The organism is Leuconostoc mesenteroides subsp. mesenteroides ATCC 8293, from assembly GCF_000014445.1.
Lineage (GTDB): Bacteria > Bacillota > Bacilli > Lactobacillales > Lactobacillaceae > Leuconostoc > Leuconostoc mesenteroides.
This window is the reverse complement of sequence record NC_008531.1, coordinates 1,568,798-1,594,476: the sequence shown is the minus strand read 5'-3', so window position 1 is coordinate 1,594,476 and position 25,679 is coordinate 1,568,798. Positions and strand designations below refer to the sequence as shown.

Below are 25,679 nucleotides of genomic sequence, written 5' to 3'. Positions count from 1 at the left end.
GGATTGAAATGTCAGACATGTTAGAAATTGTAAAAGAAAAATACTATGAGTATAAAATTTGGATATTCATCATTTTATTTATTCTCGCTGCTATTACTTATTGTGCATATTCTCATCAGACCAAAGAAGTACCGCAGACATCATTATCTTCTTCAATAGCAAGTACAAGTGATGTAAAGAAATCTGAATCTGACGACAAAAATAGCTCAATCGTAATGGTTGATGTTAAGGGCGCTGTCAAAAAGCCTGGGGTCTACAACATTACTAGTTTTGCACGTGTACAAACAGCCATTGCACAGGCTGGTGGAACCCTAGAAGAAGCAGATATGCAGCAAGTTAATTTAGCCCAAAAATTGACGGACGGACAAATTGTGTACGTTCCTATGAGAGGAGAGACATCTTCTGCTCCTGTAAACAACGGTAGTACGTCAGCAGTGACTACGACAGATAATGAAGTTATTAATTTGAATACCGCTACGGTAGTGGAATTACAAACATTAGATGGAATTGGTGTCAAGAAAGCGGAACAAATCATTGCATATCGTGAAGAACACGGTGGATTTAAATCTATTGAGGAAATTAAACAGATTTCCGGTATCGGTGAAAAAAGATTTGAAGCTTTGAAAGATAAAGTGACTGTTTAATATGGCGCGGATTTTAATGTTTGCTAGTTTGTTGATAGCAAGTTTAACTGGCATTATCTATTATTCATGTGCAGTTACTTGGTTCCTTTTTACTTTTATGGTCGTATTGTGTTCTTGGCAACGGCAAATTGATTTTTTGTTCAAAATCTTACTGCTGACACTACCTTTTATGGTTTATTTTATTTACAATTCGCATTGTTTACAGCAACAAGTCAATCAAAAAAATGATAAGCAACATCATGTAAGAGGTATTATTTTTCCAGATGATATTCAAATTGATGGAGCAAATCTCAAGGCAACGGCTCAGTTAGATAACCATGAGAAAGTCAAATTGTATTGGCTTTTTCCAGATGAAAAGATAAAAAACATGTGGCTTGAAAACAATAAAGTCATTTGTTTTCAAGCAGAAGCTGAATTAACGCGTATACCTGGGCCAACTAATTTCAATCAATTTGACTCTCAAAAATTTTATTTAACAAAGTCAATCACACATCAAATCAATATCAAATCATGGTATACGGAGGTAGCCAAACCGTCAACTTTACTACAAAAAATTAGATATCAACTCCATGAATGGCATAGCGTCGGTATCCATAATGCCGAGCGGCTTCCTTCTCCGCTTAGTGCAAATGCAGAGGCTTTAATTCTTGGAACGACACCTCAGTCCTTATATGAAGATAATCCAGGAGTACAAACGTTAGGGTTAATTCACTTATTCAGCGTGTCAGGATTTCACGTGACTTTCTTAATGACATTACTGATGCAAATATCAAGAAGGATCTGGTTCCCAAAAGAATATACTATATTGGTGTTGAGTATAATACTGATTGCATATTTTATATTTGCGGGAGAACCCGATGTATTAATTCGTTCTATCATTTCAGGAGAATTAATATTGTTAAAGGATTTAACAAATAAGAAGATAAAAGCTCAGGTTATCTGGTCGTTGAGTCTGTTGTTTAGTTTAGCTATGGTGCCGCAAATTTTATTGACGCTAGGAGGACAACTGTCATTTGCCTTAACCTTTTGCTTGACATTTGCACAGAGACTAACATTTTGGCAAACTAACATTTTGATGAGCTTAGTTAGTTTTCCGCTTATTATTCAACAACAATATACATGGCACATTCTGCAAACATTTATCAATTTTGCTGCAATTCCTATTTTTGGTACAGTAATTGTTCCTTTGGTTATGATAGGTTTTTTTGGTCAATATATTCCATTTTTAACATATATAACAAACCTAATCATCCGGTATTTTGCTTATATGGTAGATTTATGTGCAACGTTACCAGGAAATTTTGTGGTTGGTAAAATACCTAACGCACTAGCTGCAATACTTTTGTTTTTGGCTTTAGGGATGTTTGCGCGTGAAGCCAAAATTAAGCATATCTCGAGAATATCGTGGCTTGTTTCCTTTAGTGTAGCCATGATTTTCGTACATCTCCCATATCATGGCGAATTTGCAACTTTTGATATAGGACAAGGGGATGCAGCAGTGATTCGTGAACCGTACAATAAAACAATTACGTTAATAGATACTGGAGGAAAAGTAACGTTTGGCGAACAGCCAGCATGGCAAAAACAGAAGTACTTCCGTACCAATGGCGAGACGGTAATTGTTAATTATTTACATAGCCGGGGGATTAGTAAGATTGATAACTTGGTCTTATCACATCATGATCAAGACCATATCGGTAATGCTAAAGTCATATTAACAAAAATGAATGTTAAAAATGTTATTATTCCAGCTGGAATGATGCAACAATCGTCGTTTAAAACCGAAATTAAACCATATCTTAGGTCAGCACAAGTAACAGAAGTTACCAATAATATTCAAGTATCGAAACTACCGCTTCAAATAGTTCATCCGTTTAAAAGTGGTCAAGCAAAAAATGAGGATTGTATCGCGTTATTTGGCCATATTGGAGGGAAAAATATTTTCACTGCTGGTGATTTAGACCAATCTGGAGAAAAACAGATTGCAAATTTCTTGCCAGATATGCATGTTGACATCTTAAAGTTTGGTCACCATGGTTCAAAAACATCGACAAATCCTGAAGTTATCAATAAATGGCATCCTGAAATTGGCATAATATCTGCCGGACGAAACAATCGCTATAACCATCCAAATAAAGAAACGCTTGAAACAGCTCAGAATAATAAAATGACTGTCTTTAATACACAAATAAATGGTATGATGTGTTATGAATATTCAGGATTAAACGGACATTTTAAGGTAAAAATACCCCATGAACCTAAAACAACTACAACAGCAAATTGAAAATAATGCCATGGCAAACTTTTATATCGTGACAGGAGAAGAAGAAACATTGCTAAGCCACGCAAAATCAATGTTTAAGGGATTAGTTGATCAAGAAGATCGTGACATGAATTATTCCCAGATTGATTTAACCGAACAGACATTGGATGTAGTAATTAATGATGCTATGTCCGTGCCTTTTTTCGGTGATCGTCGTGTTGTTGTGGTCAAAAATCCACAATTTTTGACTGCTACAGGAAAAGTTGGGGATCGTGATCAAGAATTATTATTAAAATTATTTGATCAGCCAGTATTACAAAATATTGTTGTTTTTTTTGCCAATGACTTAAAATTAGACAAGCGTAAAAAATTAGCAAAAGTCCTTCTGAAAACGGCTGAAAATATTTCTTTACCAGCTCTTAACGAGCGCCAGGCGCAACAGGCTATCGTTCAACAACTAGATCAGCGCTCGTATGCCATAGAACCAGAAGCACTTCATGAATTAATGCAGCGTACTAATGCCCAGTACACAGATATGAAAAACGAATTGCCTAAACTAATAACCTATGCGGAACAGACAAAAAAAATAACACTAGACGTAGTATCGGCATTAGTTCCCAAGACACTGACAGCTAATGCGTTTGATTTGGTAGACGCAGTTATTAAACGACGACCTCAAGAAGCACTAACCCTTTATCATGATCTTTTACAGAATGGCGAAGCCCCGTTGCGATTAAATGCTGTTTTAACTAATCAATTTAGATTACTTTTGCAGGTTGCAGGGTTGTCTGGGAATGACCAAGACATTGGGGCGCAACTCAAGGTTCATCCTTATCGAGTAAAATTAGCCAAAGAAGCATTAAGGTCTTATCCACCACAGTTTGTACGAACAGGGTATCTAGGTATGATTGATATCGAAACACAATTGAAATCCACATCTCAAGATCCAGAACTTTTATTTGAGCGGTTTATTTTAAAAAATTTTCAGTAATATTTTTTATTGAATAAGAACACTTGTTCCTGTGATAAAATTATAGTATGCCAGAATTTCTTATCGCAGCAGACAATAGAAGAATTATTCACGTTGATTTAGATGCCTTTTATGCCCAAATTGAAATGCGTGATCATCCTGAGTTGCGTGATCTGCCATTGATCATTTCGCGTGATCCTATTGAGTCAAACGGACGTGGTGTTGTTGCGACTGCTAATTATGCCGCCAGAAAATTAGGAGTGCATTCAGCAATGAGCGCTGCCGAGGCCAAAAGATTAGCGCCAGATGCATTTTTCATGCGACCTGATTTTCAGAAATATAAGATGATATCTCAGCAAATTCATCATATTTTTCATCAGTATACTGATAAAATTGAACCTATTGCATTTGATGAGGCATACTTAGATTTAACAGATAGCGTACTCACGGGAGCGACATTAGCGGCAAAAATTCGTCACCAAATTCTAAAAGAAACGCAGTTAACCAGTTCAATTGGTGTTTCGTACAATAAATTGTTGGCGAAGTTAGCATCAGAATTCAATAAGCCAAATGGCGTTACTGTAATAACAAAAGATAATGCATTAGATTTCTTGGCAAGATTACCAATTTCCTCTTTTCGAGGAGTTGGGAAAAAAACACAAGAAAAATTTGCAATGCTGGGTGTTGAGAATGGCGCACAATTGCGCATGATACCTCAAGAAACGTTACGAGCTCAATTTGGAAAAATGGGTGAACATTTGTTTTGGCAGGCTAGAGGTGTTCATTTTGGCGAAGTTCAATGGCATCGTCAAAGACAATCCGTAGGAAAAGAAGAAACCTTTGATCAATTTGTACAAACAAGAGATGAAGTTAATCTAGAATTCAAAAAATTGGCTGTGGAAATTGTTAAAATCATGAAAAATAAGAAATTAGTAGGACGTACGCTAAATATAAAAATTCGTGACAGCGAATTTAATACTATCACACGTTCTGTAACTCAAAGTGTGCCTTTCAAATTAGAAGCTGGGAGTATAGTATTTGTAGCGCAGACAATATTTGATGAGAATATGAATGCAGTTTTTTCTATTCGTTTATTGGGAATATCACTTAGTAACCTACAGTCTAGCGGATTTGAGGAAATAACGCTGTTTTAATGTTACAATAATAGAAAATAATAATTAGAAAGTATAAACATGTCAGTAATCGAAGAACAAATATTAGAACAGATCAAGCGTTACGATACAATAATTATTCATCGGCATCAACGGCCTGACCCAGACGCTTTTGGTTCACAGTTGGGTTTGAAAGAGATATTAAAAGCAAGTTTTCCAGAAAAAAAGATATATGCTGTAGGCAAAGAAGTTCAAGGATTATCATGGATGAATGAAGATGACAATTTCATGGATGTTATACCCGATGCTGCTTACAATAAGGCTCTTGTTATTGTAACTGATACAGCCAATGCACCGCGTGTAGATGACCAACGCTGGCCAGATGGTTTAGAAGTTATTAAAATAGATCATCATCCAAATGATGAACCATACGGGGATTGGCAATGGGTTAAAGATGGTCACTCCGCTACAAGCACAATGATTTTTGAGTTTTATGAAAAACTTAAGGGTCAAGGATTGGTGATGACCAAAAAAGCAGCGCGCCTATTATATATTGGTATTATTGGAGACACGGGTCGATTTATGTATAGTATCGATTCAGAAACGTTCCGTGTGGTGTCAGAACTGTTTAAGTATGATTTTGATTATCAAGAAATTCATCATGCGATGGCAACCATTTCGGAAAACGCAGCCAAATTGTCAGGCTATGTTTTGCAAAACTTAAGCATACTGCCATCGGGATTTGCTTATGTTATTTTAACTAAAGAATTGTTAAAGCAATTTGACTTGAAAGATGCCGGGACAGCTTTTGTTGTACCATTACCATCAAAGATAGATTGTGTGAAATCATGGGCTATTTTTGAAGAACAAGACGAAGGAAACTATCGTGTCAGACTGCGCTCACGAACAATTGCAATTAATAAGATTGCAAACCAATTTGAGGGTGGCGGTCATCCAATGGCTTCAGGAGCTTGGGCGCAAGATCAAGGTGATATAGATCGCTTAATCAATATAGTTGATAGTGCTCTTAGCGAGAAGCAAGACGCAGAAAAGGAAGATTGATGGCTGAAAAAGCAAACCAATTTGGACAATTTAATTTAAAAAAGGAAGTTATTGACGCATTAAGTGCTATTGGCTTTTATGAACCAACTGCTGTGCAAGCAAAATTAATTCCTGATGTTTTACAAGGACGAGATGTGGTCGGACAATCGCAAACTGGTTCAGGAAAGACGCACACATTTTTGATTCCAATCTTGAATCAATTAGAGCAGGATAACGAATACGTACAGGCAGTAATTACGACACCGTCACGTGAATTGGCAGCGCAAATCACCAAGGCGATGAAAGAATTTTCCAATCAGCTAAACACTGATATTTCCATTTCTGAGTTTGTGGGTGGAACAGACAAGCAACGACAAATTAAACAATTGGAAAATCACCAACCACAAATTGTCATTGGGACACCGGGTCGGATTAAAGATTTAGTAGAGTCTGGATCATTGAAGTTACATGCAGTTCATACGCTTGTTGTAGATGAAGCTGATATGACGTTAGATATGGGATTTTTAAATGAAGTCGATTATATTGCAGGTGCAATGCCTGAGGGTCTTCAGACGTTGGTGTTCAGTGCGACAATGCCAGAAAAGTTGAAGCCATTCTTGAAAAAATATTTAGATAACCCACATTTTGAAGCTATACCAGTGTCAACGGTCATTGCCGATACAATTGACAATTGGTTATTAGCTACTAAGTCAAAAGATAAGAATGACATTATTTATCAAGTATTAACTATTGGTAATCCATACTTAGCATTGGTTTTCGCTAATACCAAAGAGCGTGCGAAGGAAATTTCGAGTTTTTTGCGTGGACATGGTTTGAAAGTGGCCGAAATACATGGCGATATTGAACCACGTGAACGTCGACGTGTGATGAAAGCAATCCAAAACTTAGAATACCAATATGTCGTGGCAACAGACCTTGCTGCACGTGGTATTGATATTGAAGGTGTTTCGCATGTCATTAATGATGATATACCTGCCGAATTAGAATTCTTTGTTCACCGTGTGGGTCGGACGGGCCGTAATGGTTTGCCTGGATTAGCCATTACGTTGTATGGTCCAGATGAAGAAAATGAAGTTGCTGAATTAGAAGCCTTGGGTATCACTTTTAAGGCTAAGCAAATTAAGGGCAATGAAATTATTGACGTTAAGGATCGAAGGGCTCGTGTTCAGCGAGTAGCCACAACCAAAAAATTGGATTCAACTATGGTTGGTATGGTTAAAAAGAAAAAGAAAAATGTCAAGCCAGGTTACAAAAGACGCATTAAAAATGCAATTCAGCGTAAAAATCAAATGGATCGTCGAATATCTCAACGACAAGAAATGAGAGCAACACGCAAAGCAAACAAACAACGTGGAGAACATTAAAAAAAGGACTTGGAAATTTTTCCAAGTCCTTTTAGTATTCAAGGAAGTAGGTTAATTACTTAACGTACTTAGCTAAACGTGACTTTTCACGTGAAGCTTTGTTCTTCTTGATCAAACCTTTTGAGTAGGCGTGATCAATAGCTGAAGAAGCAGCCTTGTATAATTCTGCTAAGTTGTCTGTACCAGCAGCTGCAGCTTTTTCAAACTTTTTTACAGCTGTACGGTAAGCACTGAGTTGTGGTTCGTTACGGTCGTGTTGCTTCTTAGTAAGACGAACACGTTGAATTGCTGATTCAATAACAGGCATATGTCTTTTCTCCTTAAATTTGATACGAGGTTTTCAAGTAATCCTAAGATTAACGACGCAAACCTAAGCGTTGGATCAATTCACGATAACGTTGAATATCAGTATTGCGGAGGTAACGTAATAAGTTACGACGGCTACCAATCTTCTTCATTAATCCACGTTGTGAGTGGAAATCATGCTTGTGAGCTGCCATGTGTGTGTTCAACTCGTTAATATCAGCAGTTAAAACTGCGATTTGTACTTCAGCTGAACCTGTATCGCCTTCGTGGCGGGCGTATGCCTTGATGATTTCGTTCTTACGTTCTTGTGTAAGTGCCATATTTATATCCACCTTTCTAAAATGTCGCCAGAGACTGCGTAAAGCGATGGTGAGCCGCTCAACAAAGTTACTGGTCGTGTTGTTTGTACAACGTTCTTAATTATACAGGAATACCATTGAAATGCAAGGCGAGAGATTGACAAATATGTGATAAAATGGACTAGTATATAAACACTGAAAGGAAGTGTGCCTACAGAAATGTATGCACCCGCGGATATTTATGGCCGAAACAACAATCACACGTGACGAAGTTGCCCATGTTGCAGGGTTAGCCAAATTAGCTTTTAACGATGCTGATCTTGACCAATTTACAACACAATTGGGTGATATCTTGAATATTTTTGATACGTTGAGCGAGGTAAATACTGATGATGTTATCCCAACATACTCAGTAACGGAAAATGTTAATCATTTGCGTGAAGATGTCGCAAATAACTGGAATCAAAAACAAGAACTTCTTAATAATGCACCACTTGAAGCTGCAGATTTAATTAAGGTTCCTGCAATTTTGAATGGTGAGGGGGAATAACATGACAATTAATTATTTTGAGCATGATTTAACTTCTTTGCACAATCAGTTGGTAAACAAAGAAGTAAGTGCGGTAGATTTGACACGTGCATCGCTTGATAACATTTCTAAAACTGATGATAAATTAAATGCATTTATTAGCACAAACCCAGACGAAGCTATAGCACAAGCTCAAAAAATTGATGAAAAATCTGATTTTTCGAATGTCTTGACGGGTCTCCCTTTGGGATTGAAAGATAATATGGCAACCAAGGGCATTCAAACAACGGGTGCTTCGCATATTTTGGAAGGTTTTAAGCCAATCTATAATGCGACAGTGGTGGAAAAATTGCAAAACCTAGGGGCGGTTTCTGTTGGAAAGACTAACATGGATGAATTTGCCATGGGTGGTTCAACAGAAACCTCATACTATAAACAAACATCAAATGCGTGGGATCATAGTAAGGTGCCAGGTGGATCATCAGGTGGATCAGCTGCAGCAGTTGCCGCTGGACAAGTGCCATTTGCATTAGGGTCTGATACCGGTGGTTCAATTCGCCAGCCAGCTGCCTTTAATGGAATTGTTGGTTTAAAGCCTACGTATGGTCGTGTTTCACGTTGGGGCTTGTTTGCCATGGCTTCTTCACTTGATCAAATCGGGCCTTTCACAAGAACTGTGAAGGATAACGCAACAGTACTAAATGCTATTGCTGGTTTCGACGAGAAAGACTCAACTTCATCGCAGCGTGAAGTGCCTGATTTCACTGCAAAGTTAAGCGGTGATGTTAAGGGCTTAAAGATCGCTGTGCCAAAAGAATACTTTGGTGAAGGTATTGATCCAAAAGTTGCCAAGCAAGTCAAGGCTGCTATTGCACAATTAGAAGCATTGGGAGCAACTGTTGACGAAGTAAGTCTTCCACACACTAAATACGGTGTGGCTGCATACTATATTATCATGTCATCAGAAGCATCATCTAACTTACAACGTTATGATGGTGTGAGATATGGTTTCCGTGCCGATGACGTTAAAAACTTGGAAGATTTATATGTCAAAACACGTTCAGAAGGTTTTGGTGACGAAGTCAAGCGTCGTATCATGTTAGGAACGTTCTCATTGTCAGCTGGAGCGTATGATGCTTTCTTTAAGAAGGCCGCTAAAATTCGTACATTGTTGATTGAGGACTTTAATAAGGTTTTTGAAAACTATGATGTAATTGTTGGACCTACTGCGCCAACAGCTGCATATGGTCTTGGTGAAGAGGTTGATGACCCTACAGCAATGTACCTGGCAGATGTTTTGACTATCCCAGTAAACTTAGCTGGTCTACCTGGTTTGTCAGTCAACGCTGGATTTGTTGATGGATTGCCTGTGGGCTTGCAAATTATTGGTAAGCCATTTGACGAACAGACTGTTTATCAAACAGGATATGCTTACGAACAAGCCAGCCGTTTGTTTGAACAACATCCTGACGTTGCGAAAGAATATTAAAGAGGAGGGGCACACATGGGAACTGGAAATTTTGAAACAACGATTGGACTTGAAGTCCACGTTGAAATGCAAACAAACTCAAAGCTGTTGTCACCTTCACCGGTTCACTATGGTGACAAGCCAAATACTAATACAAACGTAATTGACTTTGGTTATCCTGGTGTTTTGCCGGTAGCAAACAAAGGCGCATTGGAATATGGTATGCGTGTTGCGCTGGCATTACACGCACAAATTTCGCCATTGATTCGTTGGGACCGTAAAAACTATTTTTACCCTGATAACCCCAAGGCTTATCAAACAACGCAATCACAAACACCAATTGGTACTAACGGTTACTTAGATGTGACATTGGCCGATGGAACGGTAAAGCGTGTCCACATTGCAGAAATGCACGTTGAAGAAGATGCGGGTAAAAATACACACGGATCTGATGGTTATTCTTATGTTGATTTAAACCGTCAAGGGACACCATTGATTGAAATTGTTTCAGAACCTGATCTTGCTTCACCAGATGAGGCCTATGCTTACTTAGAGCAGTTGCGCCAAGTTATTTTATTTACAGGTGTTTCTGAAGCTAAGATGCAAGAAGGTCAAATGCGTGCAGATGTCAATGTATCACTCAGACCATTTGGATCAGATCAGTATGGAACAAAAGTTGAAATGAAGAATATTAACTCATTCAACTACGTTCGTAACGCATTGATTTTTGAAGAAAAGCGACAGGCAGAGGTTTTGCGTTCTGGTGGTGTAATTCAACAAGAAACTCGACGCTATGATGAACCAACTAAATCGACAATCTTAATGCGTGTAAAAGAGGGAGCAGACGACTATCGTTACTTCCCAGAACCTGATTTATCTCCGGTGGTCATTGATCAAAAATGGATTGATGAAGTTGCTGCAGACTTACCAAAATCATCGAGTGAACGTCAAGAAGCCTATGTAAATGACTTGGGAATTGAACCTTATGATGCAGAAGTTTTGACACAGACGCTTGCTATGTCTGATTTTTATGATGCGACTGTAGCTTCAGGAGCTGATCCAAAACGCGCTGCTAACTATCTAATTGGTGATGTGAATGCTTATATGAATAAGAATCAAGTCGAGCTGCAAGACACGCGTTTGACTCCTGAGCATTTAGCAGGCATGATTAAGTTGATTGAAGACGGAACAATCTCTACAAAGCAAGCCAAGCAAGTCTTTGAAGCGATTATGATTGGTGAAGAGCCAGAAGCCTTTGCTAAGAAGCATGGTCTGGTTCAATTAAGTGATCCAGATTTGTTGTTAGGCTGGATTACTGAAGTATTGGACAATAATCCGCAATCTATTGAAGACTTCAAGGGCGGTAAAGATCGTGCTACTGGCTATCTTATTGGGCAACTTATGAAAATGTCCAAAGGACAAGCAAATCCAAGTGTTTTGAATAAGTTGTTGTTGTCAGAGTTAAAAAAACGATAAATGTTGAGAATGTAAACTAGTCAATAAGCGAGATTTTTCTCGCGTACATATTGTAAGCTGAAAGGAAAAGTGTTTGCCGGCATGAAACGAGCAAGAATTATCTATAATCCAACTTCGGGTCGAGAGGCTATTAAACGCGAGATGCTTGATATCCTCGCAGTTTATGAAAAAGCTGGGTATGAAACTTCGGCTTTTGCCACTACACCAGAACCACTGAGTGCGGCGAAAGAAGCAAGGCGTGCTGCTGAGGCTGGTTTTGATCTTATTGTCGCAGCAGGTGGGGATGGAACAATTAACGAGGTTGTTAATGGATTATCTCCCTTAACAAAGCGCCCGATGATGGCAGTCATACCGGCGGGTACAACCAATGATTATGCACGTGCATTAAAATTACCTCGCGATGAGCCATTAGAAGCAGCAAAAGTAATTTTGCAAAATGAAACCATTAAAATGGACATAGGTAAAATTGAAAAAGATAACGAAATTAAGTATTTTATGAATATTGCCGCTCTAGGAACTATTAGCGAGGTGACGTATGCAGTACCTTCGTTGATGAAATCATTATATGGCTATTTGGCCTATTTGGTTAAGGGGGCAGAGCTGATTACTCGAGTTAAAGCAGTTAATGCCAAGGTTATATTTGATGATGGTGAGTATTCAGGAAAAACTTCGATGATCTTTTTGGCACTGACTAATTCTGTCGGTGGCTTTGAGTCCATTGTGCCAGATGCAAAGTTAGACGATGGTCGTTTTACGCTCTTAATCATTAAAGAAGCTAACTTGGCACAGATGCTACAGATGGTGGCGCAGATGATTAATGGCGGTAAGCATATTGATAATCCTAAGTTAATCTATAAGAAAACCAACAAAGTAGAGATCTTGCCACTAGATAATGACCAAATGAAAGTGAATTTAGATGGCGAATATGGTGGTGATGCGCCAATGAAATTTACTGATTTACAACAACATATTGAATTTGTGGCCAATCGTTCAGGCATGTCAGAAAATTCTGTAAGTGTTGCTAAACGTAAATTTGTTGAAGAAGCCGAAAAACTAGATACAAAGTAACATCAGTAAGGCGCTAATTATGGCGCCTTATTCTCATTTTAAAGTGCGTGTCAAAAGGCGCAAGAAAGAAGCAAATCATTATGGCGAAAGCTAATCGAGTATATAAAACCAAAGCACCAGTAGCTAAAAATCAGGAAATTGAAGCAACCGTGATTGATATTACATATCAAGGCATGGGTGTTGTTAAGGTTGATAATTTTCCGATATTTGTAGTTGATGCTATTCCGGGAGAAATTGTCCGCGTGAGTGTCACAAAAGTACTAAAAAGCTACGCATTTGGGCGTGTAACAAGACGTATTCAGGAATCCGAAAATCGCGTTCAAAATGCCAACAAAATAGCAATTACCACAGGCATTGCACCGCTAGCCAATTTGAAATATGAGGCACAACTGGCGTTTAAACAGCATCAAATTGAAGAATTATTTAAAAAGGTTAATGTAGATGTTGATGTGGCGCCGACTATTGGTATGGAAAATCCAACAGGGTACCGTAATAAGGCACAAGTACCTGTGCAAATGATAAATGGTAAATTAGAAACAGGTTTTTATCGTCGTGGGTCACATCGTTTAGTGCCAATTGAAGATTTTTATATTCAAGATCCCAAGGTTGATGAAGCAGTTCGTATTACGCGAGACATTTTACGTGAATTAGGTGTTTCCGCGTATGAAGAAGAAACTAAAAAAGGCGTTATTCGTCATATTATGGCACGACGGGGCTATTATTCACATGAATTAATGGTTGTTATCATCACGAATACTAAAAAGCTGCCTAATAGCGACTTAATTGCCGAAAAACTCAGTGCAAAACTACCTGAATTAAAGAGTGTTATCCACAATATCAATAATCACGATACCAATGTGATTATGGGACAATGGAATGAAACGATTTGGGGTGAAGACGATATTCACGATCAATTAATGGGTAAAGACTTTGTTATTGGGCCAAACTCTTTCTATCAGGTCAATCCTCAAACCACTTCGACCTTGTATGCGCTCGCAGCTGAAAAGGCTAATTTGAAACCGACTGATGTTGTTGTTGACGCTTATTCTGGTATTGGAACAATTACGTTATCTGTTGCGGATAAAGTGAAAAAAATATATGGTGTTGATGTTGTTGAAGGAGCAATTGAAGATGCTGAAAAAAACGCCAAAAATAATCAAATTACAAATGCCGAATTTGTATTGGCTGACGCACCAGAGCAAATGGCAAAATGGGCGGATGAAGGATTAAAGCCAAATGTTGTCTTTGTTGATCCACCACGCAAAGGGTTAACACAAGAATTGATTGATGCAGTTAAAGCAATGAATCCTGAAAAATTTGTATATATAAGTTGCAACCCAGCAACACTTGCGCGTGATGCTGTTCAAATTTTGGCTGCAGGATTTGAAATCGAAGGTGCAGTTCAACCACTGGATCAATTCCCACAAACAACTCACGTTGAAAGCATTACAGTTTTCAAAAAAGCTGAAAATTAATAATTTAGATCCAAACAATATGCGGTACGCATCACTATGAGATTGTCCTTTCATAGCAGATGTGCGCTGCATTTTTCAGTGTGTCACAGAAATGTTTATTTGATATGTTAAAATGTAGTGTATAGAAAGAGGTATTCAACATGGCTAAAGTTGCTGAAACACCAATGATGGTGCAATATCATGAGATTAAAAGTCAATATCCTGACGCATTCGTGTTTTATCGTTTGGGTGATTTTTATGAGTTATTTGAAGATGATGCAGTGCTTGGCGCAAAATTGTTGGAGCTAACATTAACAGCACGTAATAAAAATTCTGAAAATCCGGTACCAATGGCTGGCATTCCACACCATGCTGCTCAGAATTATATTGATATTTTAGTTGATCAAGGACACAAAGTTGCTATAGTGGAGCAAATGGAAGATCCTGCCACTGCAAAGGGAATGGTGAAGCGTGATGTGGTGCAACTCATTACCCCGGGGACAAAGCTTAATAGTGGCATGGGTAATGATAAGCAAAATAATTATTTGGCTGCGGTATTGCCACGAGATAATCGTTATTTTTTGAGTTATATTGATTTATCAACGGGTGAATTAAAAACCACAACACTAAAGCGCTTTAGCGATGTAATTGATGAGCTCAGTTCACTTGAAGTTAAAGAAATTGTGTTATTAAAAGATGATGAAACAACAGAACTAGGGATAGCTAATAAGCTTGCTGAACGGGGATTGGTAATTTCTACTCAATCTGACGTAAATGTTAATGCTACAGTTAGTTTTTTGACACAGCCTTTGGTACATGAAAATGAAGCACAAGTAACCACTATTTTATTAAACTATATATTTGACACCCAGCGCCGTAATTTGGATCATATTATTCCGGCTCAAAATTATGAACGCTTGGCTTATTTGAAATTCAACCAAGATACACGGACTAATTTAGATCTTGTAAAAAACGCAAGGACAAAAAAGAAAGCAGGTTCCTTACTTGGTCTAATTGATGAAACTAAAACCGCTATGGGAGGTCGGTTACTAAAACAATGGTTGCTGCGTCCACTTCGGGATACAGAAGACATCAATGAACGTTTAGATGTGATTGAAGCATTTCAAAATGAATTTTTTGTACGTGGCGCGCTACAAGATCATTTGAAATCAGTATATGATTTGGAACGTTTAGCAGCTCGTGCTGCTATGGGCACGATGAACGCCCGAGAATTAGTACAATTAAAGCGATCATTATCTGCAATTCCAGGTATGAAGTCCGTTCTGTCCTCAAGCCAAGGTATTTTAAATCATGCTAGTCAACGACTAGAAGATATGAGTGATTTAGCTGGATTGATTGATGAAGCAATTGTTGATGACCCTCCGATTAGCATCCGTGAGGGCGATATCATCAATGATGGATTTGATTCAAAAATCGATGAATATCGTAACGTTTTGAGTCAAAATCAGAAATGGCTGGCACAATTAGAATCCGATGAGCGTGCTGCAACTGGCATTAATTCATTGAAAGTTAAGTACAATAAAAACTTTGGATTTTTCATTGAAGTATCTCGTGCAAATGTTAGTAAGTTAGAAGAAGGGCGCTATGAACGTAAGCAGACCCTGACTAATGCTGAAAGGTTTGTTACGCCTGAACTGAAGGAGCACGAGCGTTTAATTAACGAAGCGCAACTCAAAAGAACCGAGCGTGAATACGAATTGTTCATTACGATTCGTGAGCGTGTTAAAGCAAATATTTCTCGTTTACAAAAGTTGGCACGACAGGTAGCGCAATTAGACGTTCTAGCAAGCTTAGCAGATGTTGCTGACAATAATCGCTTTGTTCGTCCCACATTTACTGACGATAATATAATTAATATTAAGCAGGGACGCCATCCAGTGGTTGAAGCAATATTAGAAGCCGGTGAGTTTGTTGCTAATGATGTGAATTTGGATCAAAATACGGCAATGCAATTGATCACGGGGCCTAATATGGCTGGAAAATCAACCTATATGCGGGAGTTAGCGTTGATTGTTATTTTGGGTCAAATGGGCAGTTTTGTTCCGGCCGAAAGTGCCGTATTACCAATATTTGATCAAATATTTACCCGTATTGGCGCCAATGATGATATGGCAATGGGTCAATCGACATTTATGGTCGAAATGGCGGAAGCCAACCTAGCATTGCAAGAAGCCAGCGCGCACTCATTAATATTATTTGATGAATTAGGTCGAGGCACGGCAACTTATGATGGTATGGCATTAGCTCAAGCCATCATTGAATATTTAGATGCTCATGTACATGCTAAAACATTATTTTCAACCCATTATCATGAGTTAACGGCATTGGCAGACAAACATGAAAATATTAAAAATGTTCATGTGGGCGCTGTTGAAGATGAATCGGGTGAGTTACACTTCTTGCATCAGATTCAACAAGGACCAGCTGATAAATCGTATGGCATTCACGTTGCTGCACTAGCCGGATTGCCTGACGAATTAATTGCAAATGCAACAACGATTTTATCAGGATTAGAAAATCAAGAAGCATTAGTACCTGAACCAAAAGCTTCAGGGTTGTCTGAGCAAGTGGCATTGTTCAATGTTTCGGATGTTGATCCTAAAACAGAAACATTATTTCAAAAATTAGATAGCATCAACATATCAACAATGACACCGCTAGAAGCATTAAATGTATTGGCAGAATTACAAAAATTGAGGAAGTAAGACAGTGCGCATACATGAATTATCAAATTTATTAGCTAACCAAATTGCCGCTGGTGAGGTCATTGAGCGTCCAGCCAGTGTTGTAAAAGAATTAGTTGAAAATGCTATTGATGCAGGGGCAACACAAATTGATGTCATCGTAGAAGAAGCCGGTGAGTCATTAATTCGTGTTGTCGATAATGGTGAAGGAATTAACCCAGAAGATGTACCGTTAGCTTTTACTAGGCATGCTACTAGTAAAATTAGCAATCGACACGATTTGTTTAATATTATGTCTCTTGGATTCCGTGGAGAAGCTTTGCCGTCGATAGCAGCTATTTCTGATGTAACACTGAATACCACTACTCAAGATGCGCCAAGTGGGATCATGTATCATATCAAAGGTGGCAAGCAAGTTTCTGCAACGCCAGCCAACGGCCGGCGAGGAACGGTAGTTTCTGTTAGAGATCTATTTTACAATACCCCAGCTAGATTAAAATACTTGAAACGGCCGCAAACAGAGTTGTCTCGTATCGCTGATATTATGAATCGTATTGCGTTGTCATATACGAATGTTGCCTTCACTGTAACTGCTGATGGACGTAATATTTTGCAAACAAATGGGGATGGTAATCAGCAACGTGTTATCGCTGCGATATATGGACGTGACGTTGCGCAAAAAATGCGTGCAATTACTGGCGAAGATGATGATTTTAATATTACAGGGTTTGTGTCATTACCAGAACTCACGCGAGGTTCGCGGGATTACTTAACGATATTGGTTAATGGCCGTTTTATTAAAAATTTTTCCGTATCAAATGCAGTTATTCGTGGATATGGGTCAAAGCTGATGGTTGGTCGTTTTCCAATGGGTGTCATCAACATCAATACAGATCCTTTATTAGTTGATGTTAACGTACATCCGCAAAAAGCTGAAATTCGATTATCAAAAGAAGCCGAACTATCAGCATTAATTATTGATACTATTAAATCTTGCTTTGCTGATGAAAATTTAATTCCAGATGCTTATGAAAATCTATATGGACAGGCTCAGACTAACAAAATTGAGCCACCAGCACCAAAGCAAGTAGCACCATGGGCTAAGCCAGATATGGAACAGACTATTGCAATCAATACAGGTATGGATAGCAATGAAGTGGTCATCAATCAAGAGGCAGATTTGATGAACCATGCAGTTAATGAGTTTACTCAAAAATATGCTCACGAACCTAACTTACCAATATTTGATGATGAAATAACTGTGCAAGTTTCTGAAGATATATCCAGCTATAATAAGCCAGATATACCAACCCAAGAAGAATTAGACATTTCACCAAAGAAACCGAGCGGATTTCCCAGCCTAGAATATATTGGACAAATGCATGGTACGTTTTTGTTTGCTCAAAGTAGCGAAGGATTCTATTTGATTGACCAACATGCTGCACAAGAACGTGTGAAGTATGAATATTATCGAAAAGAAATTGGTCAGGTTGGCACGGATAAGCAACGAATGTTAGTGCCAATCACCATTAACTATTCTGTAGCTGATATGTTGAAGATTGCCGATAAGGAAGCCGAATTAGAGGCTATTGGCTTGACGCTAGAACCATTCGGGCCAACAACAGTAATTGTCCGTGAACATCCAACATGGTTTGAAAAGGGCCAAGAGACTGAAACGATTAAAGAAATGGTTGATTGGATATTACGAGACGGTAATTTGACAGTTGCCGAATTTCGTGAACGTACAGCAATTATGATGAGCTGTAAACGCTCAGTCCGTGCCAACATGCATTTGAGCGACTTACAAGCCCGGACGTTGCTCGAATCACTTGCCTCGACTGAGAACCCTTATAATTGTCCTCATGGTCGTCCAGTGGTGACGTCATTTACACTAACTGAAATGGAAAAAATGTTTAAACGCATTCAAGATTCACATGAGGCATGGGAGGAATATGATAACCATCCATATTAACCATTTGTAACACATTAGTTTTTCTAGTTACTTCATATTTTTTGGGATAGATTTGTTATCACATTATTATTTAATAAAGTAAAAATGGATTAATTTTTCACTTGCGTAACTCAAAATTATTCGATAAAATATGATTTCAAACAATTGATGGGAGAAATTGTAATGGCATTGAATACAAAATTAAATCAGACAAAAAATAATGTTAAAAAAAATACTAAAATTATTAAAGACAATAGTAAGCAAGTTGTTAAAAATTCAATTGAAGACTTCAAACATGATAGTGTTCCTATGGAACATAAGAAGTAACCTCTTAATGCTCTTTACATAAAATCTGGGGATGATTTTGCCTCGAATATTTATTCACAGCACATGGCTTTGGGAAAAAAATGATTTGTGCGAGGCATATGCTTTTACAAGCGCTTACAGTTGCGTTATACTTATCAGACAACATCGAATATCATTCAAGGAGGACGCTCATGTCATTTGAAGAAAAGTTTGATAATGCTAAAGATAAAATTGCTGGTAAGGCAAAAGAACTTGAAGGAAAAATTACCGGTGATAAAGCACGTGAAGTCGAAGGTAAGACCCAAAATGTTAAGGGCGAAGCCAAAGATGATGTACAAAAGGTTCGAGATGTTGCCCATGACGATGTCGATGCCGTAAAAGATGCTTTGAAAAATAAAAAAGATAATCCAGAAAAATAATAAGTTTACAATTGCATATCAAAAAGGCTGGCTAGGGAATTCTGATCGGCCTTTTTTGTATGGTATAATTAGACTTACGGATACAACTGTCTTTTCTACAGGGTAGTTTGAAGAGAAAAATAAAAGGAAAATAATAGAGAAAAATAGTTGACATTTGGACAATATATTTTCTATTTACTAGGTTCTACAACAATGGCTTTTAACAATAATGATATAATTATTCGTTTACGTTACGCACTCAACATAAAAGATGCTGATATGATCAAAATTTTTAAATTTGGTGGCGTAACAATAGATGAAGATCAATTACACAATCTATTGACAAAACAAGCAGAAGATACGAAACGTGATGAGAAGGTCGCTACAAAAATACTTGAATCATTTATGAATGGCTTGATTATTTCACAACGTGGTGAAAAAATTGGTCCCGATTTAAAGCCTGTTCCACCAACATTTGATATGGTCAACGAGGCAGCGATAAATAATGTTGTTATCAAAAAATTGAAAATTGCGATGGCCTATACTAGTGATGATTTAATTGGTTTCTTAAAAACGGCAGGTATTCAAATTTCTAATAGTGAGTTAAGTGCAATATTGCGTCGACCGGATCATCGAAATTATAAACCGGCTGGTGATCGCTATCTTCGTAATATTTTAAAAGGGATGGCCATGGAGTACCGTCCTGAGGATGTCAAACGCACAGCAAGAAAGTAGTATTGTGAACGTTTTCATATATGTGTACAATTAAGTTAGAGACTTAATTGTAAGGAGGAAATATATGGTAGAACGTACTTTTATGATGATTAAACCGGATGGCGTTTCGCGTGGCAAAATTGGTGAGATTATTCAGCGAATTGAGCATAAAGGCTATGCGATTAAAGCGATGAAAATGGTACAACCTACTCCTGAATTACTAGCAAAGCATTATGCTGAACATGTGGGCAAATCATTTTATCCTTCGTTAGTGCAGTATATGACTTTGGGCCCGGTTATTGCGATGATTGGAGAAGGAACCAACATTGTATCGGGCTGGCGAACAATTATGGGAACGACCAATCCAACACTAGCTGCACCGGGAACCATTCGTGGTGATTTAGGTCGTGAATGGGAAGGGGAAGCTGTTATGAATATCGTTCATGGTTCGGACAGTGTTGAAGCGGCCGAATATGAAATCAAATTATGGTTTGCGTAACGCAGCGTAAGATGAATGATGTTTTTAATAGTTAAAGTGAATTGATTAAGCACTCACGGGAATTGATTTAAATCCACTTGGGCGCTTTTTTATTTTGTTTTTTCAATAATATATTAGCGATTTAACATAATTTTAAAGAATTACCTAAAGTTTGGTAAAATAGTACATATGGACTTGGAGACAAAATTTAATGCAATTAGAAAATATTGAAATACTAGAGAATCATTCACTAGCACCATATGCTTATACGCAAGCTGGTGGATTGGTTGATTATTTAGCCATCCCCAAAAGTATTCATGAATTGAAAGTACTGGTGAACTGGGCTAAAGAGTTAGGCATGCCTGTGCAAGTTTTTGGTCGGCTATCCAATTTAATCGTTCGCAATGGTGGTCTACGGGGACTATCCATCTTACTACATGATTTACGGGACGTCGTTGTGGATCAAAATAAAATCGTAGCATCAGCTGGTGCTGATTTAATTTGGGTAACTGAGCAAGCGTTTGAACATGGGCTGAGTGGTTTAGAGTGGGGCGCAGGAATTCCAGGGTCAGTTGGCGGAGCTGTATTCATGAATGCAGGCGCTTATGGGGGGCAAGTTGATATGGTTGTGTCATCTGTCACTGCTTTAATGCCAGATGGCACTCTGCAAAATTTTGAAAAAAAGGCATTGGAATTTGGTTACCGAAAATCTGTTTTCCAGAGCAACGGTGGCATTATAATTAGTGCGACTTTTGAATTGCAACCAGATAGTTGCACTGCTATCAGGACACGAATGGATGAAAATAATTTTAAACGTGCTAATAAACAACCACTAAATTATCCATCGAATGGCTCCGTTTTTAAGCGGCCAGAAGGTTACTTTGCAGGTAAATTGATTATGGATTCTAAATTACAAGGTGTCCGCCGCGGCGGTGTTGAAGTTTCCAAAAAGCATGCGGGATTCATGGTCAATATCGCACATGGCACCGGTAATGACTATGAGGATTTAATTCATTATGTACAAAAAACAGTGTATGAAAAATTTGGTGTGCATTTAGAAACAGAAGTCAGAATAATGGGAGAGCGTTAAGGAATGGCAATATTAGAATTAATTGTAATATTAATTGTTGCGGTAACCATCTCTAACATTGTGTCGCATTTTATACCTGAGATACCTATCAGTTTATTTCAGATTGCGATTGGTCTCTTTCTAGCACTGGTATGTGGTATTTACGTTGAAGTTGATTCAGAGTGGTTTATGCTATTGTTTATAGCACCATTATTGTTTAACGATGCATGGCGTTTTCCAAAACATGAACTTTGGGAATTACGTGGGCCGATTTTAGGTAATTCAATTATTTTGGTTATCTTAACAACGTTAGTCGGTGGATTTTTAATGCACCTATTAATGCCTCAACTACCAAAATCAGTGGCTTTGGCCCTAGCGGCTGTGATATCACCAACTGATCCGGTGGCTGTGCAAGCCATTGCTCGGCGTGTGAAGCTTCCGGAAAATGTGATGCATATTGTTTCAGGAGAAAGTTTAATCAACGACGCGAGTGGGTTGGTTAGTTTTAATACGGCGATTAAAGCCACCATCGCAGGTACTTTTCTAATTGGTGAAGCCATTGGAAACTTCTTTTGGATGACTATTGTCGGATTAGCTGTTGGGCTAATTCTTGGTAGTTTTGTTAGCTGGCTACGTGACTCTTTTGATCGTGTTGGCTTGAATGATGTGGTTTTCCATACGGTTGTGACTTTGTTAATGCCATTCGTTATTTATTGGGTTGCTGAGGACATTTTTCACTCCTCTGGTGTAATTGCAGTTGTGGCTGGTGGCGTTTTATCGAAAATTTTGAGCGATCAGCATATGAATGCGCGTTCACCTGAAATAAATGTGGTCACAGTACGTACTTGGGAAGTATTTGTTTATTTGCTAAATGGCACAATTTTTATCTTACTAGGTATTGAACTTCCTGCTGCCATGAAAGATATTGTGCGTAGTACGCAGGTTCATACGGGTATGGCCATCTTTTATGGTGTTGCCGTTTGGTTTATCATATTTACTATTCGTACATTTTGGGCTTACGGCACGCAAATTACATATCATTTAAAACATAAGGAACGCGCCATTTCTTTTAGAATGGCAATCATATCGGGCCTTACTGGTGTTCGTGGTGCGGTTACAATGGCCGCTGTTCTAACTGTTCCATCGACTATTGCAGACGGATCGGCTTTTCCACAACGTAATTTACTCGTTTTTGTGGCGGCAGTAGTGGTGATTATTAGTCTGTTGGTGGCCACAATTATGTTGCCAATTGTTACCAAACAACGAACCACACATGATTTTACACAACCAGAAGTGGGCGAAGTTGAAACATCAAGTACCCATGAATCTAAAGTTGATTTAACCGAGGCACAAGCGAGAATATTTTCCATTCGAATTGGTATACAAGTTCTCCGTGAGCAACAAAATGATCATAATAGAATTATTGTCTATGAATTAATTGGTAGAAAACAACAAATTATTGACCAGATTTATCGACAGTTAAACAAAAGTAATGATCATAAAGTTAATATTGAAGATGATCGAGAATTGCGACGCGTCGCATTGGAAGCGCAACGAAATTGCTTACGTCAACTGCTAGCCGATGAAAAAATATCTATACTAACTTATTCTTCTCAAAATCGACGTTTAGATCGTCTAGAGAATATGATTGATTCTGATAAACACTATCATTTATCTACCCAGTGGATTATTATATTGTGGCGGCGTACGCTAAGAAGTATTCGGATTTGGATTTCGGATGAGTCAACCGACCAATTTCGTGAAGAAAGTTCAATGGCCACTAAAGAAATGGCCAAGGAAGCCATTCAATCTTTGTCTGAATATATGGAAAAGTATACAGGTGATACTGTTTCACATCGAATGGAACGCCAAGCGGCTTATAATTTGATTATATTTTATCGTAATCAGATTGAAAAAGAACGTCATCCCGATACACCAGAACAACGTGAATTAGATGATAGATATCGAATGGAATTGGAAATCAAAGCATTAAATGTGGAACGTGAAACGATTCAACAACTTTATGAACAAGGGCGTATTTCAAGACAAGCAGGCGTGAACATACGTCAGTTTATCAATTATGCCGAAACAGCTGCTCTAGCAGGAAGGGATGAGGAATAGCTAAGTATGAATATTCTACTATATTTTACATTTAATAACCTAATGCATGTCATTGACATCGCTATTATATGGTTTATTTTGTATAAGCTCATTCAATTTGTCGAAGGAACCCGCGCTTTGCAGATATTGTTTGGAGTAGGCTTCGTTATTTTGGTTAAGGTAGTGAGTTGGTACCTTGGTTTAGTAACCCTATCATGGATTATGGATCAAATAATTACATGGGCTCCAATAGCAGTGGTAGTTATTTTCCAACAAGAGATTCGACGAGGATTAGAAAGCTTGGGACGACGTTTGGTTATTCGACGTGCTCGTGTGGATAATTCTAAAGAACATCAACTCATTAAGAGTCTAGATGATGCTTTGCAGTACATGTCTAAACGGCGAATAGGTGCCTTAATTACGATAAAACGTGATGGTAGTTTAGATGAATATATCAAAACTGGCATAAAGTTAGATGCCTACATTACCGGTCAGTTATTAATTAATACGTTTATTCCTAACACACCTTTACATGATGGTGCCGTGATTATTGATGATGATCGCATTGCTGTTGCTGCAGCATATTTACCATTATCAGAAAGTACGCGAATACCAAAGGAACTGGGAACACGTCATCGGGCTGCTGTTGGTATTAGTGAAGCAAGTGATGCAATTACAGTGGTTGTTTCTGAAGAAACAGGGGAAATATCGATCACTCAAGGGGGGGATTTACTTCGCAATATGGACCAAGAGTCTTACATGAACTTTTTTGAACATCAATTTTTGGTGCAAATTGACGAAGAAAATGACAAACACTGGTGGCAAAAGATTGGAGGACGTTCAAAATGAAAAAAATAGGACAGTCTAAAATCGTTAATTTGGTGGTTTCCTTAGTTATCGCTATTTTACTTGCCGCTTATGTTTCTAGTACGAAACAAGGTACTGCTACTAACAATGGAGGGTCAACAAATTTTTCAACGTTGATTCCAGAAAAAAGGGCTACCCTAAAGGTACCTTTAAATTTACAAGTTGATTCAGATAAATATGTTGTTATCGGCGCACCGTCAACAGTTAAGGTTGGTATTGAGGGATCGGGACCACTGGTGACAGCTGCACAGAGTCATAATGACATTCAAGCTAGCGTAGATTTACGTAGCTTAGGTGTTGGTAAGCACAATGTTAAGGTGGCTTTACGAGGCGTTAACTCTTCCCTAACATCTACGGTAACGCCACAAACAGTCACGGTGACAATTTCCCAAAAGAAATCGGCAAAACTGCCGGTGCAGGTTAGTTTCGATAAAAGTAAGATTGCGACCGGATACACGGTTGGAGATACAACATCAGATCCAAAAAATGTCACGATTTCAGGACCTAAGGCTAACGTCGAAGCTGTGAGTTATGTTGATGCCAAAGTGTCACTTGATAGTGGTGTTAAACAGTCTGTCTCACAATCTGTCAAACTTGTTGCACGAGATAAAGATGGTAATGCAGTTGAGGTTAATATTAGTGATCCAACGGCGAATGTCACGTTAGATGTAGAACCTGAAGACAGTAAAAAAATGAATTTGAGCGCAACAATAAACAATGGTGACAGTGATGACTATACGATTACATTTGATCCAAAAACGGTGACGGCATATGGTTCTTCTGATATACTTAAATCGGTGGACACTATTAATATACCAGTGGATGTTGGAAATATTAGCAATAAAACAACGCGTACTATAGAGATTCCTACACAAACAGGGATTGTTGAATATAGTGTTTCAAAAGTAAAAGTAACTATTACACCGTCAAACACCAGCTCAACAAGTAGCAGTTCGACGGGGAGCACGAGCAGCAGCTCTAGTTCATCATCTTCATCATCCTCTGAATCAACAAGCAGTACAAGTAGTAGTACTCAAAGTAGTGCAAGCACAACATCAGAAACTAAAGGACAGTAA

Annotated in this window: 23 protein-coding genes; 21 read left to right on the top strand and 2 right to left on the bottom strand. The window is 38.2% G+C overall.

The genetic code is table 11. From position 1 onward, the window contains the following. The first annotated feature begins 8 nt into the window (after positions 1-8). The 6 genes from LEUM_RS07775 to LEUM_RS07750 are packed head-to-tail and all read left to right on the top strand — an operon-like array spanning position 9 to position 7,415. The gene (locus LEUM_RS07775; RefSeq protein ID WP_011680247.1) at positions 9-644 is read left to right on the top strand and encodes a helix-hairpin-helix domain-containing protein; all 636 of its coding nucleotides are present in this window, start codon (positions 9-11) and stop codon (positions 642-644) included. A gap of 1 nt (position 645) precedes the next feature. Continuing rightward, positions 646-2,928, top strand: coding sequence for a DNA internalization-related competence protein ComEC/Rec2 (locus tag LEUM_RS07770; RefSeq protein WP_011680246.1), 2,283 nt, complete (start codon positions 646-648; stop codon positions 2,926-2,928). Continuing rightward, the gene (gene holA / locus LEUM_RS07765; RefSeq protein WP_011680245.1) at positions 2,897-3,898 is read left to right on the top strand and encodes a DNA polymerase III subunit delta; all 1,002 of its coding nucleotides are present in this window, start codon (positions 2,897-2,899) and stop codon (positions 3,896-3,898) included. Before LEUM_RS07770 ends, holA begins: the two co-directional genes overlap by 32 nt. Before the next feature lie 47 nt (positions 3,899-3,945). Further along, the gene (gene dinB, locus LEUM_RS07760) at positions 3,946-5,031 is read left to right on the top strand and encodes a DNA polymerase IV (protein WP_011680244.1); all 1,086 of its coding nucleotides are present in this window, start codon (positions 3,946-3,948) and stop codon (positions 5,029-5,031) included. Positions 5,032-5,070: 39 nt separating this feature from the next. Beyond that, positions 5,071-6,051 carry a DHH family phosphoesterase gene (locus LEUM_RS07755; RefSeq protein WP_011680243.1) on the top strand — a complete coding sequence of 327 codons (981 nt, stop codon included), beginning with the start codon at positions 5,071-5,073 and terminating at the stop codon, positions 6,049-6,051. After that, the gene (locus tag LEUM_RS07750) at positions 6,051-7,415 is read left to right on the top strand and encodes a DEAD/DEAH box helicase (RefSeq protein ID WP_011680242.1); all 1,365 of its coding nucleotides are present in this window, start codon (positions 6,051-6,053) and stop codon (positions 7,413-7,415) included. Before LEUM_RS07755 ends, LEUM_RS07750 begins: the two co-directional genes overlap by 1 nt. Before the next feature lie 55 nt (positions 7,416-7,470). Here the strand turns inward: LEUM_RS07750 and rpsT are convergent, their stop codons facing one another. Further along, positions 7,471-7,722 (bottom strand): 30S ribosomal protein S20, encoded by a 252-nt coding sequence (gene rpsT, locus LEUM_RS07745; RefSeq protein WP_002815336.1) that lies wholly within the window; start codon positions 7,720-7,722, stop codon positions 7,471-7,473. A 49-nt stretch (positions 7,723-7,771) separates the two neighbouring features. Next, positions 7,772-8,041, bottom strand: a complete 270-nt coding sequence (rpsO, locus tag LEUM_RS07740; protein WP_011680241.1) for a 30S ribosomal protein S15 — start codon at positions 8,039-8,041, stop codon at positions 7,772-7,774. Between the two features lie 220 nt (positions 8,042-8,261). Here rpsO and gatC point away from each other — a divergent pair, with 220 nt between their 5' ends. The 15 genes from gatC to LEUM_RS07670 all read left to right on the top strand — a co-directional run bounded on the left by gatC (position 8,262) and on the right by LEUM_RS07670 (position 25,679). Then, positions 8,262-8,570, top strand: coding sequence for an Asp-tRNA(Asn)/Glu-tRNA(Gln) amidotransferase subunit GatC (gene gatC / locus LEUM_RS07735; RefSeq protein WP_025268372.1), 309 nt, complete (start codon positions 8,262-8,264; stop codon positions 8,568-8,570). Position 8,571: 1 nt separating this feature from the next. Further along, positions 8,572-10,038: an Asp-tRNA(Asn)/Glu-tRNA(Gln) amidotransferase subunit GatA gene (gene gatA, locus LEUM_RS07730; RefSeq protein ID WP_011680239.1), complete on the top strand. Its 1,467-nt coding sequence runs from the start codon at positions 8,572-8,574 to the stop codon at positions 10,036-10,038. A 15-nt stretch (positions 10,039-10,053) separates the two neighbouring features. Beyond that, entirely contained in the window at positions 10,054-11,493 is a 1,440-nt protein-coding gene (gene gatB, locus LEUM_RS07725; RefSeq protein ID WP_011680238.1) for an Asp-tRNA(Asn)/Glu-tRNA(Gln) amidotransferase subunit GatB, read from the top strand. Positions 11,494-11,574: 81 nt separating this feature from the next. Continuing rightward, positions 11,575-12,561: a diacylglycerol kinase family lipid kinase gene (locus LEUM_RS07720; RefSeq protein WP_011680237.1), complete on the top strand. Its 987-nt coding sequence runs from the start codon at positions 11,575-11,577 to the stop codon at positions 12,559-12,561. Between the two features lie 80 nt (positions 12,562-12,641). Next, a complete protein-coding gene (gene rlmD, locus LEUM_RS07715; RefSeq protein ID WP_011680236.1) occupies positions 12,642-14,036 on the top strand; it encodes a 23S rRNA (uracil(1939)-C(5))-methyltransferase RlmD in 1,395 nt (464 codons plus the stop codon). A gap of 140 nt (positions 14,037-14,176) precedes the next feature. Beyond that, entirely contained in the window at positions 14,177-16,741 is a 2,565-nt protein-coding gene (gene mutS, locus LEUM_RS07710; protein ID WP_011680235.1) for a DNA mismatch repair protein MutS, read from the top strand. Positions 16,742-16,745: 4 nt separating this feature from the next. Further along, entirely contained in the window at positions 16,746-18,692 is a 1,947-nt protein-coding gene (gene mutL, locus LEUM_RS07705) for a DNA mismatch repair endonuclease MutL (RefSeq protein WP_011680234.1), read from the top strand. Positions 18,693-18,854: 162 nt separating this feature from the next. Further along, on the top strand, positions 18,855-18,998 hold the full coding sequence (locus tag LEUM_RS10715; protein ID WP_011680233.1) for a hypothetical protein: 144 nt from the start codon (positions 18,855-18,857) through the stop codon (positions 18,996-18,998). 170 nt (positions 18,999-19,168) lie between these two features. Continuing rightward, the gene (locus tag LEUM_RS07700) at positions 19,169-19,396 is read left to right on the top strand and encodes a CsbD family protein (protein ID WP_011680232.1); all 228 of its coding nucleotides are present in this window, start codon (positions 19,169-19,171) and stop codon (positions 19,394-19,396) included. 192 nt (positions 19,397-19,588) lie between these two features. Continuing rightward, a complete protein-coding gene (locus tag LEUM_RS07695) occupies positions 19,589-20,110 on the top strand; it encodes a YehS family protein (RefSeq protein WP_031296130.1) in 522 nt (173 codons plus the stop codon). A 64-nt stretch (positions 20,111-20,174) separates the two neighbouring features. Continuing rightward, positions 20,175-20,588, top strand: coding sequence for a nucleoside-diphosphate kinase (gene ndk, locus LEUM_RS07690; protein ID WP_010290736.1), 414 nt, complete (start codon positions 20,175-20,177; stop codon positions 20,586-20,588). Between the two features lie 190 nt (positions 20,589-20,778). Continuing rightward, positions 20,779-21,657, top strand: a complete 879-nt coding sequence (murB, locus tag LEUM_RS07685) for a UDP-N-acetylmuramate dehydrogenase (protein WP_011680231.1) — start codon at positions 20,779-20,781, stop codon at positions 21,655-21,657. A 3-nt stretch (positions 21,658-21,660) separates the two neighbouring features. Beyond that, positions 21,661-23,757 (top strand): Na+/H+ antiporter, encoded by a 2,097-nt coding sequence (locus tag LEUM_RS07680; protein ID WP_011680230.1) that lies wholly within the window; start codon positions 21,661-21,663, stop codon positions 23,755-23,757. 6 nt (positions 23,758-23,763) lie between these two features. After that, the gene (gene cdaA, locus LEUM_RS07675; RefSeq protein ID WP_011680229.1) at positions 23,764-24,585 is read left to right on the top strand and encodes a diadenylate cyclase CdaA; all 822 of its coding nucleotides are present in this window, start codon (positions 23,764-23,766) and stop codon (positions 24,583-24,585) included. Then, positions 24,582-25,679 carry a CdaR family protein gene (locus LEUM_RS07670; RefSeq protein WP_011680228.1) on the top strand — a complete coding sequence of 366 codons (1,098 nt, stop codon included), beginning with the start codon at positions 24,582-24,584 and terminating at the stop codon, positions 25,677-25,679. Before cdaA ends, LEUM_RS07670 begins: the two co-directional genes overlap by 4 nt.

Bases quoted from the DNA above. Each gene is read 5' to 3' on its own strand.
- LEUM_RS07775 (WP_011680247.1), top strand. From the start codon at position 9: ATGTCAGACATGTTAGAAATTGTAAAAGAAAAATACTATGAGTATAAA.
- murB (WP_011680231.1), top strand. From the start codon at position 20,779: ATGCAATTAGAAAATATTGAAATACTAGAGAATCATTCACTAGCACCA.
- cdaA (WP_011680229.1), top strand. From the start codon at position 23,764: ATGAATATTCTACTATATTTTACATTTAATAACCTAATGCATGTCATT.
- LEUM_RS07670 (WP_011680228.1), top strand. From the start codon at position 24,582: ATGAAAAAAATAGGACAGTCTAAAATCGTTAATTTGGTGGTTTCCTTA.
- mutS (WP_011680235.1), top strand. From the start codon at position 14,177: ATGGCTAAAGTTGCTGAAACACCAATGATGGTGCAATATCATGAGATT.
- holA (WP_011680245.1), top strand. From the start codon at position 2,897: ATGAACCTAAAACAACTACAACAGCAAATTGAAAATAATGCCATGGCA.
- rpsO (WP_011680241.1), bottom strand. From the start codon at position 8,041: ATGGCACTTACACAAGAACGTAAGAACGAAATCATCAAGGCATACGCC.
- gatB (WP_011680238.1), top strand. From the start codon at position 10,054: ATGGGAACTGGAAATTTTGAAACAACGATTGGACTTGAAGTCCACGTT.
- rlmD (WP_011680236.1), top strand. From the start codon at position 12,642: ATGGCGAAAGCTAATCGAGTATATAAAACCAAAGCACCAGTAGCTAAA.
- LEUM_RS07720 (WP_011680237.1), top strand. From the start codon at position 11,575: ATGAAACGAGCAAGAATTATCTATAATCCAACTTCGGGTCGAGAGGCT.
- LEUM_RS07680 (WP_011680230.1), top strand. From the start codon at position 21,661: ATGGCAATATTAGAATTAATTGTAATATTAATTGTTGCGGTAACCATC.
- LEUM_RS10715 (WP_011680233.1), top strand. From the start codon at position 18,855: ATGGCATTGAATACAAAATTAAATCAGACAAAAAATAATGTTAAAAAA.
- LEUM_RS07695 (WP_031296130.1), top strand. From the start codon at position 19,589: ATGGCTTTTAACAATAATGATATAATTATTCGTTTACGTTACGCACTC.
- LEUM_RS07700 (WP_011680232.1), top strand. From the start codon at position 19,169: ATGTCATTTGAAGAAAAGTTTGATAATGCTAAAGATAAAATTGCTGGT.
- LEUM_RS07770 (WP_011680246.1), top strand. From the start codon at position 646: ATGGCGCGGATTTTAATGTTTGCTAGTTTGTTGATAGCAAGTTTAACT.
- rpsT (WP_002815336.1), bottom strand. From the start codon at position 7,722: ATGCCTGTTATTGAATCAGCAATTCAACGTGTTCGTCTTACTAAGAAG.
- ndk (WP_010290736.1), top strand. From the start codon at position 20,175: ATGGTAGAACGTACTTTTATGATGATTAAACCGGATGGCGTTTCGCGT.
- gatA (WP_011680239.1), top strand. From the start codon at position 8,572: ATGACAATTAATTATTTTGAGCATGATTTAACTTCTTTGCACAATCAG.
- LEUM_RS07755 (WP_011680243.1), top strand. From the start codon at position 5,071: ATGTCAGTAATCGAAGAACAAATATTAGAACAGATCAAGCGTTACGAT.
- LEUM_RS07750 (WP_011680242.1), top strand. From the start codon at position 6,051: ATGGCTGAAAAAGCAAACCAATTTGGACAATTTAATTTAAAAAAGGAA.
- dinB (WP_011680244.1), top strand. From the start codon at position 3,946: ATGCCAGAATTTCTTATCGCAGCAGACAATAGAAGAATTATTCACGTT.
- gatC (WP_025268372.1), top strand. From the start codon at position 8,262: ATGGCCGAAACAACAATCACACGTGACGAAGTTGCCCATGTTGCAGGG.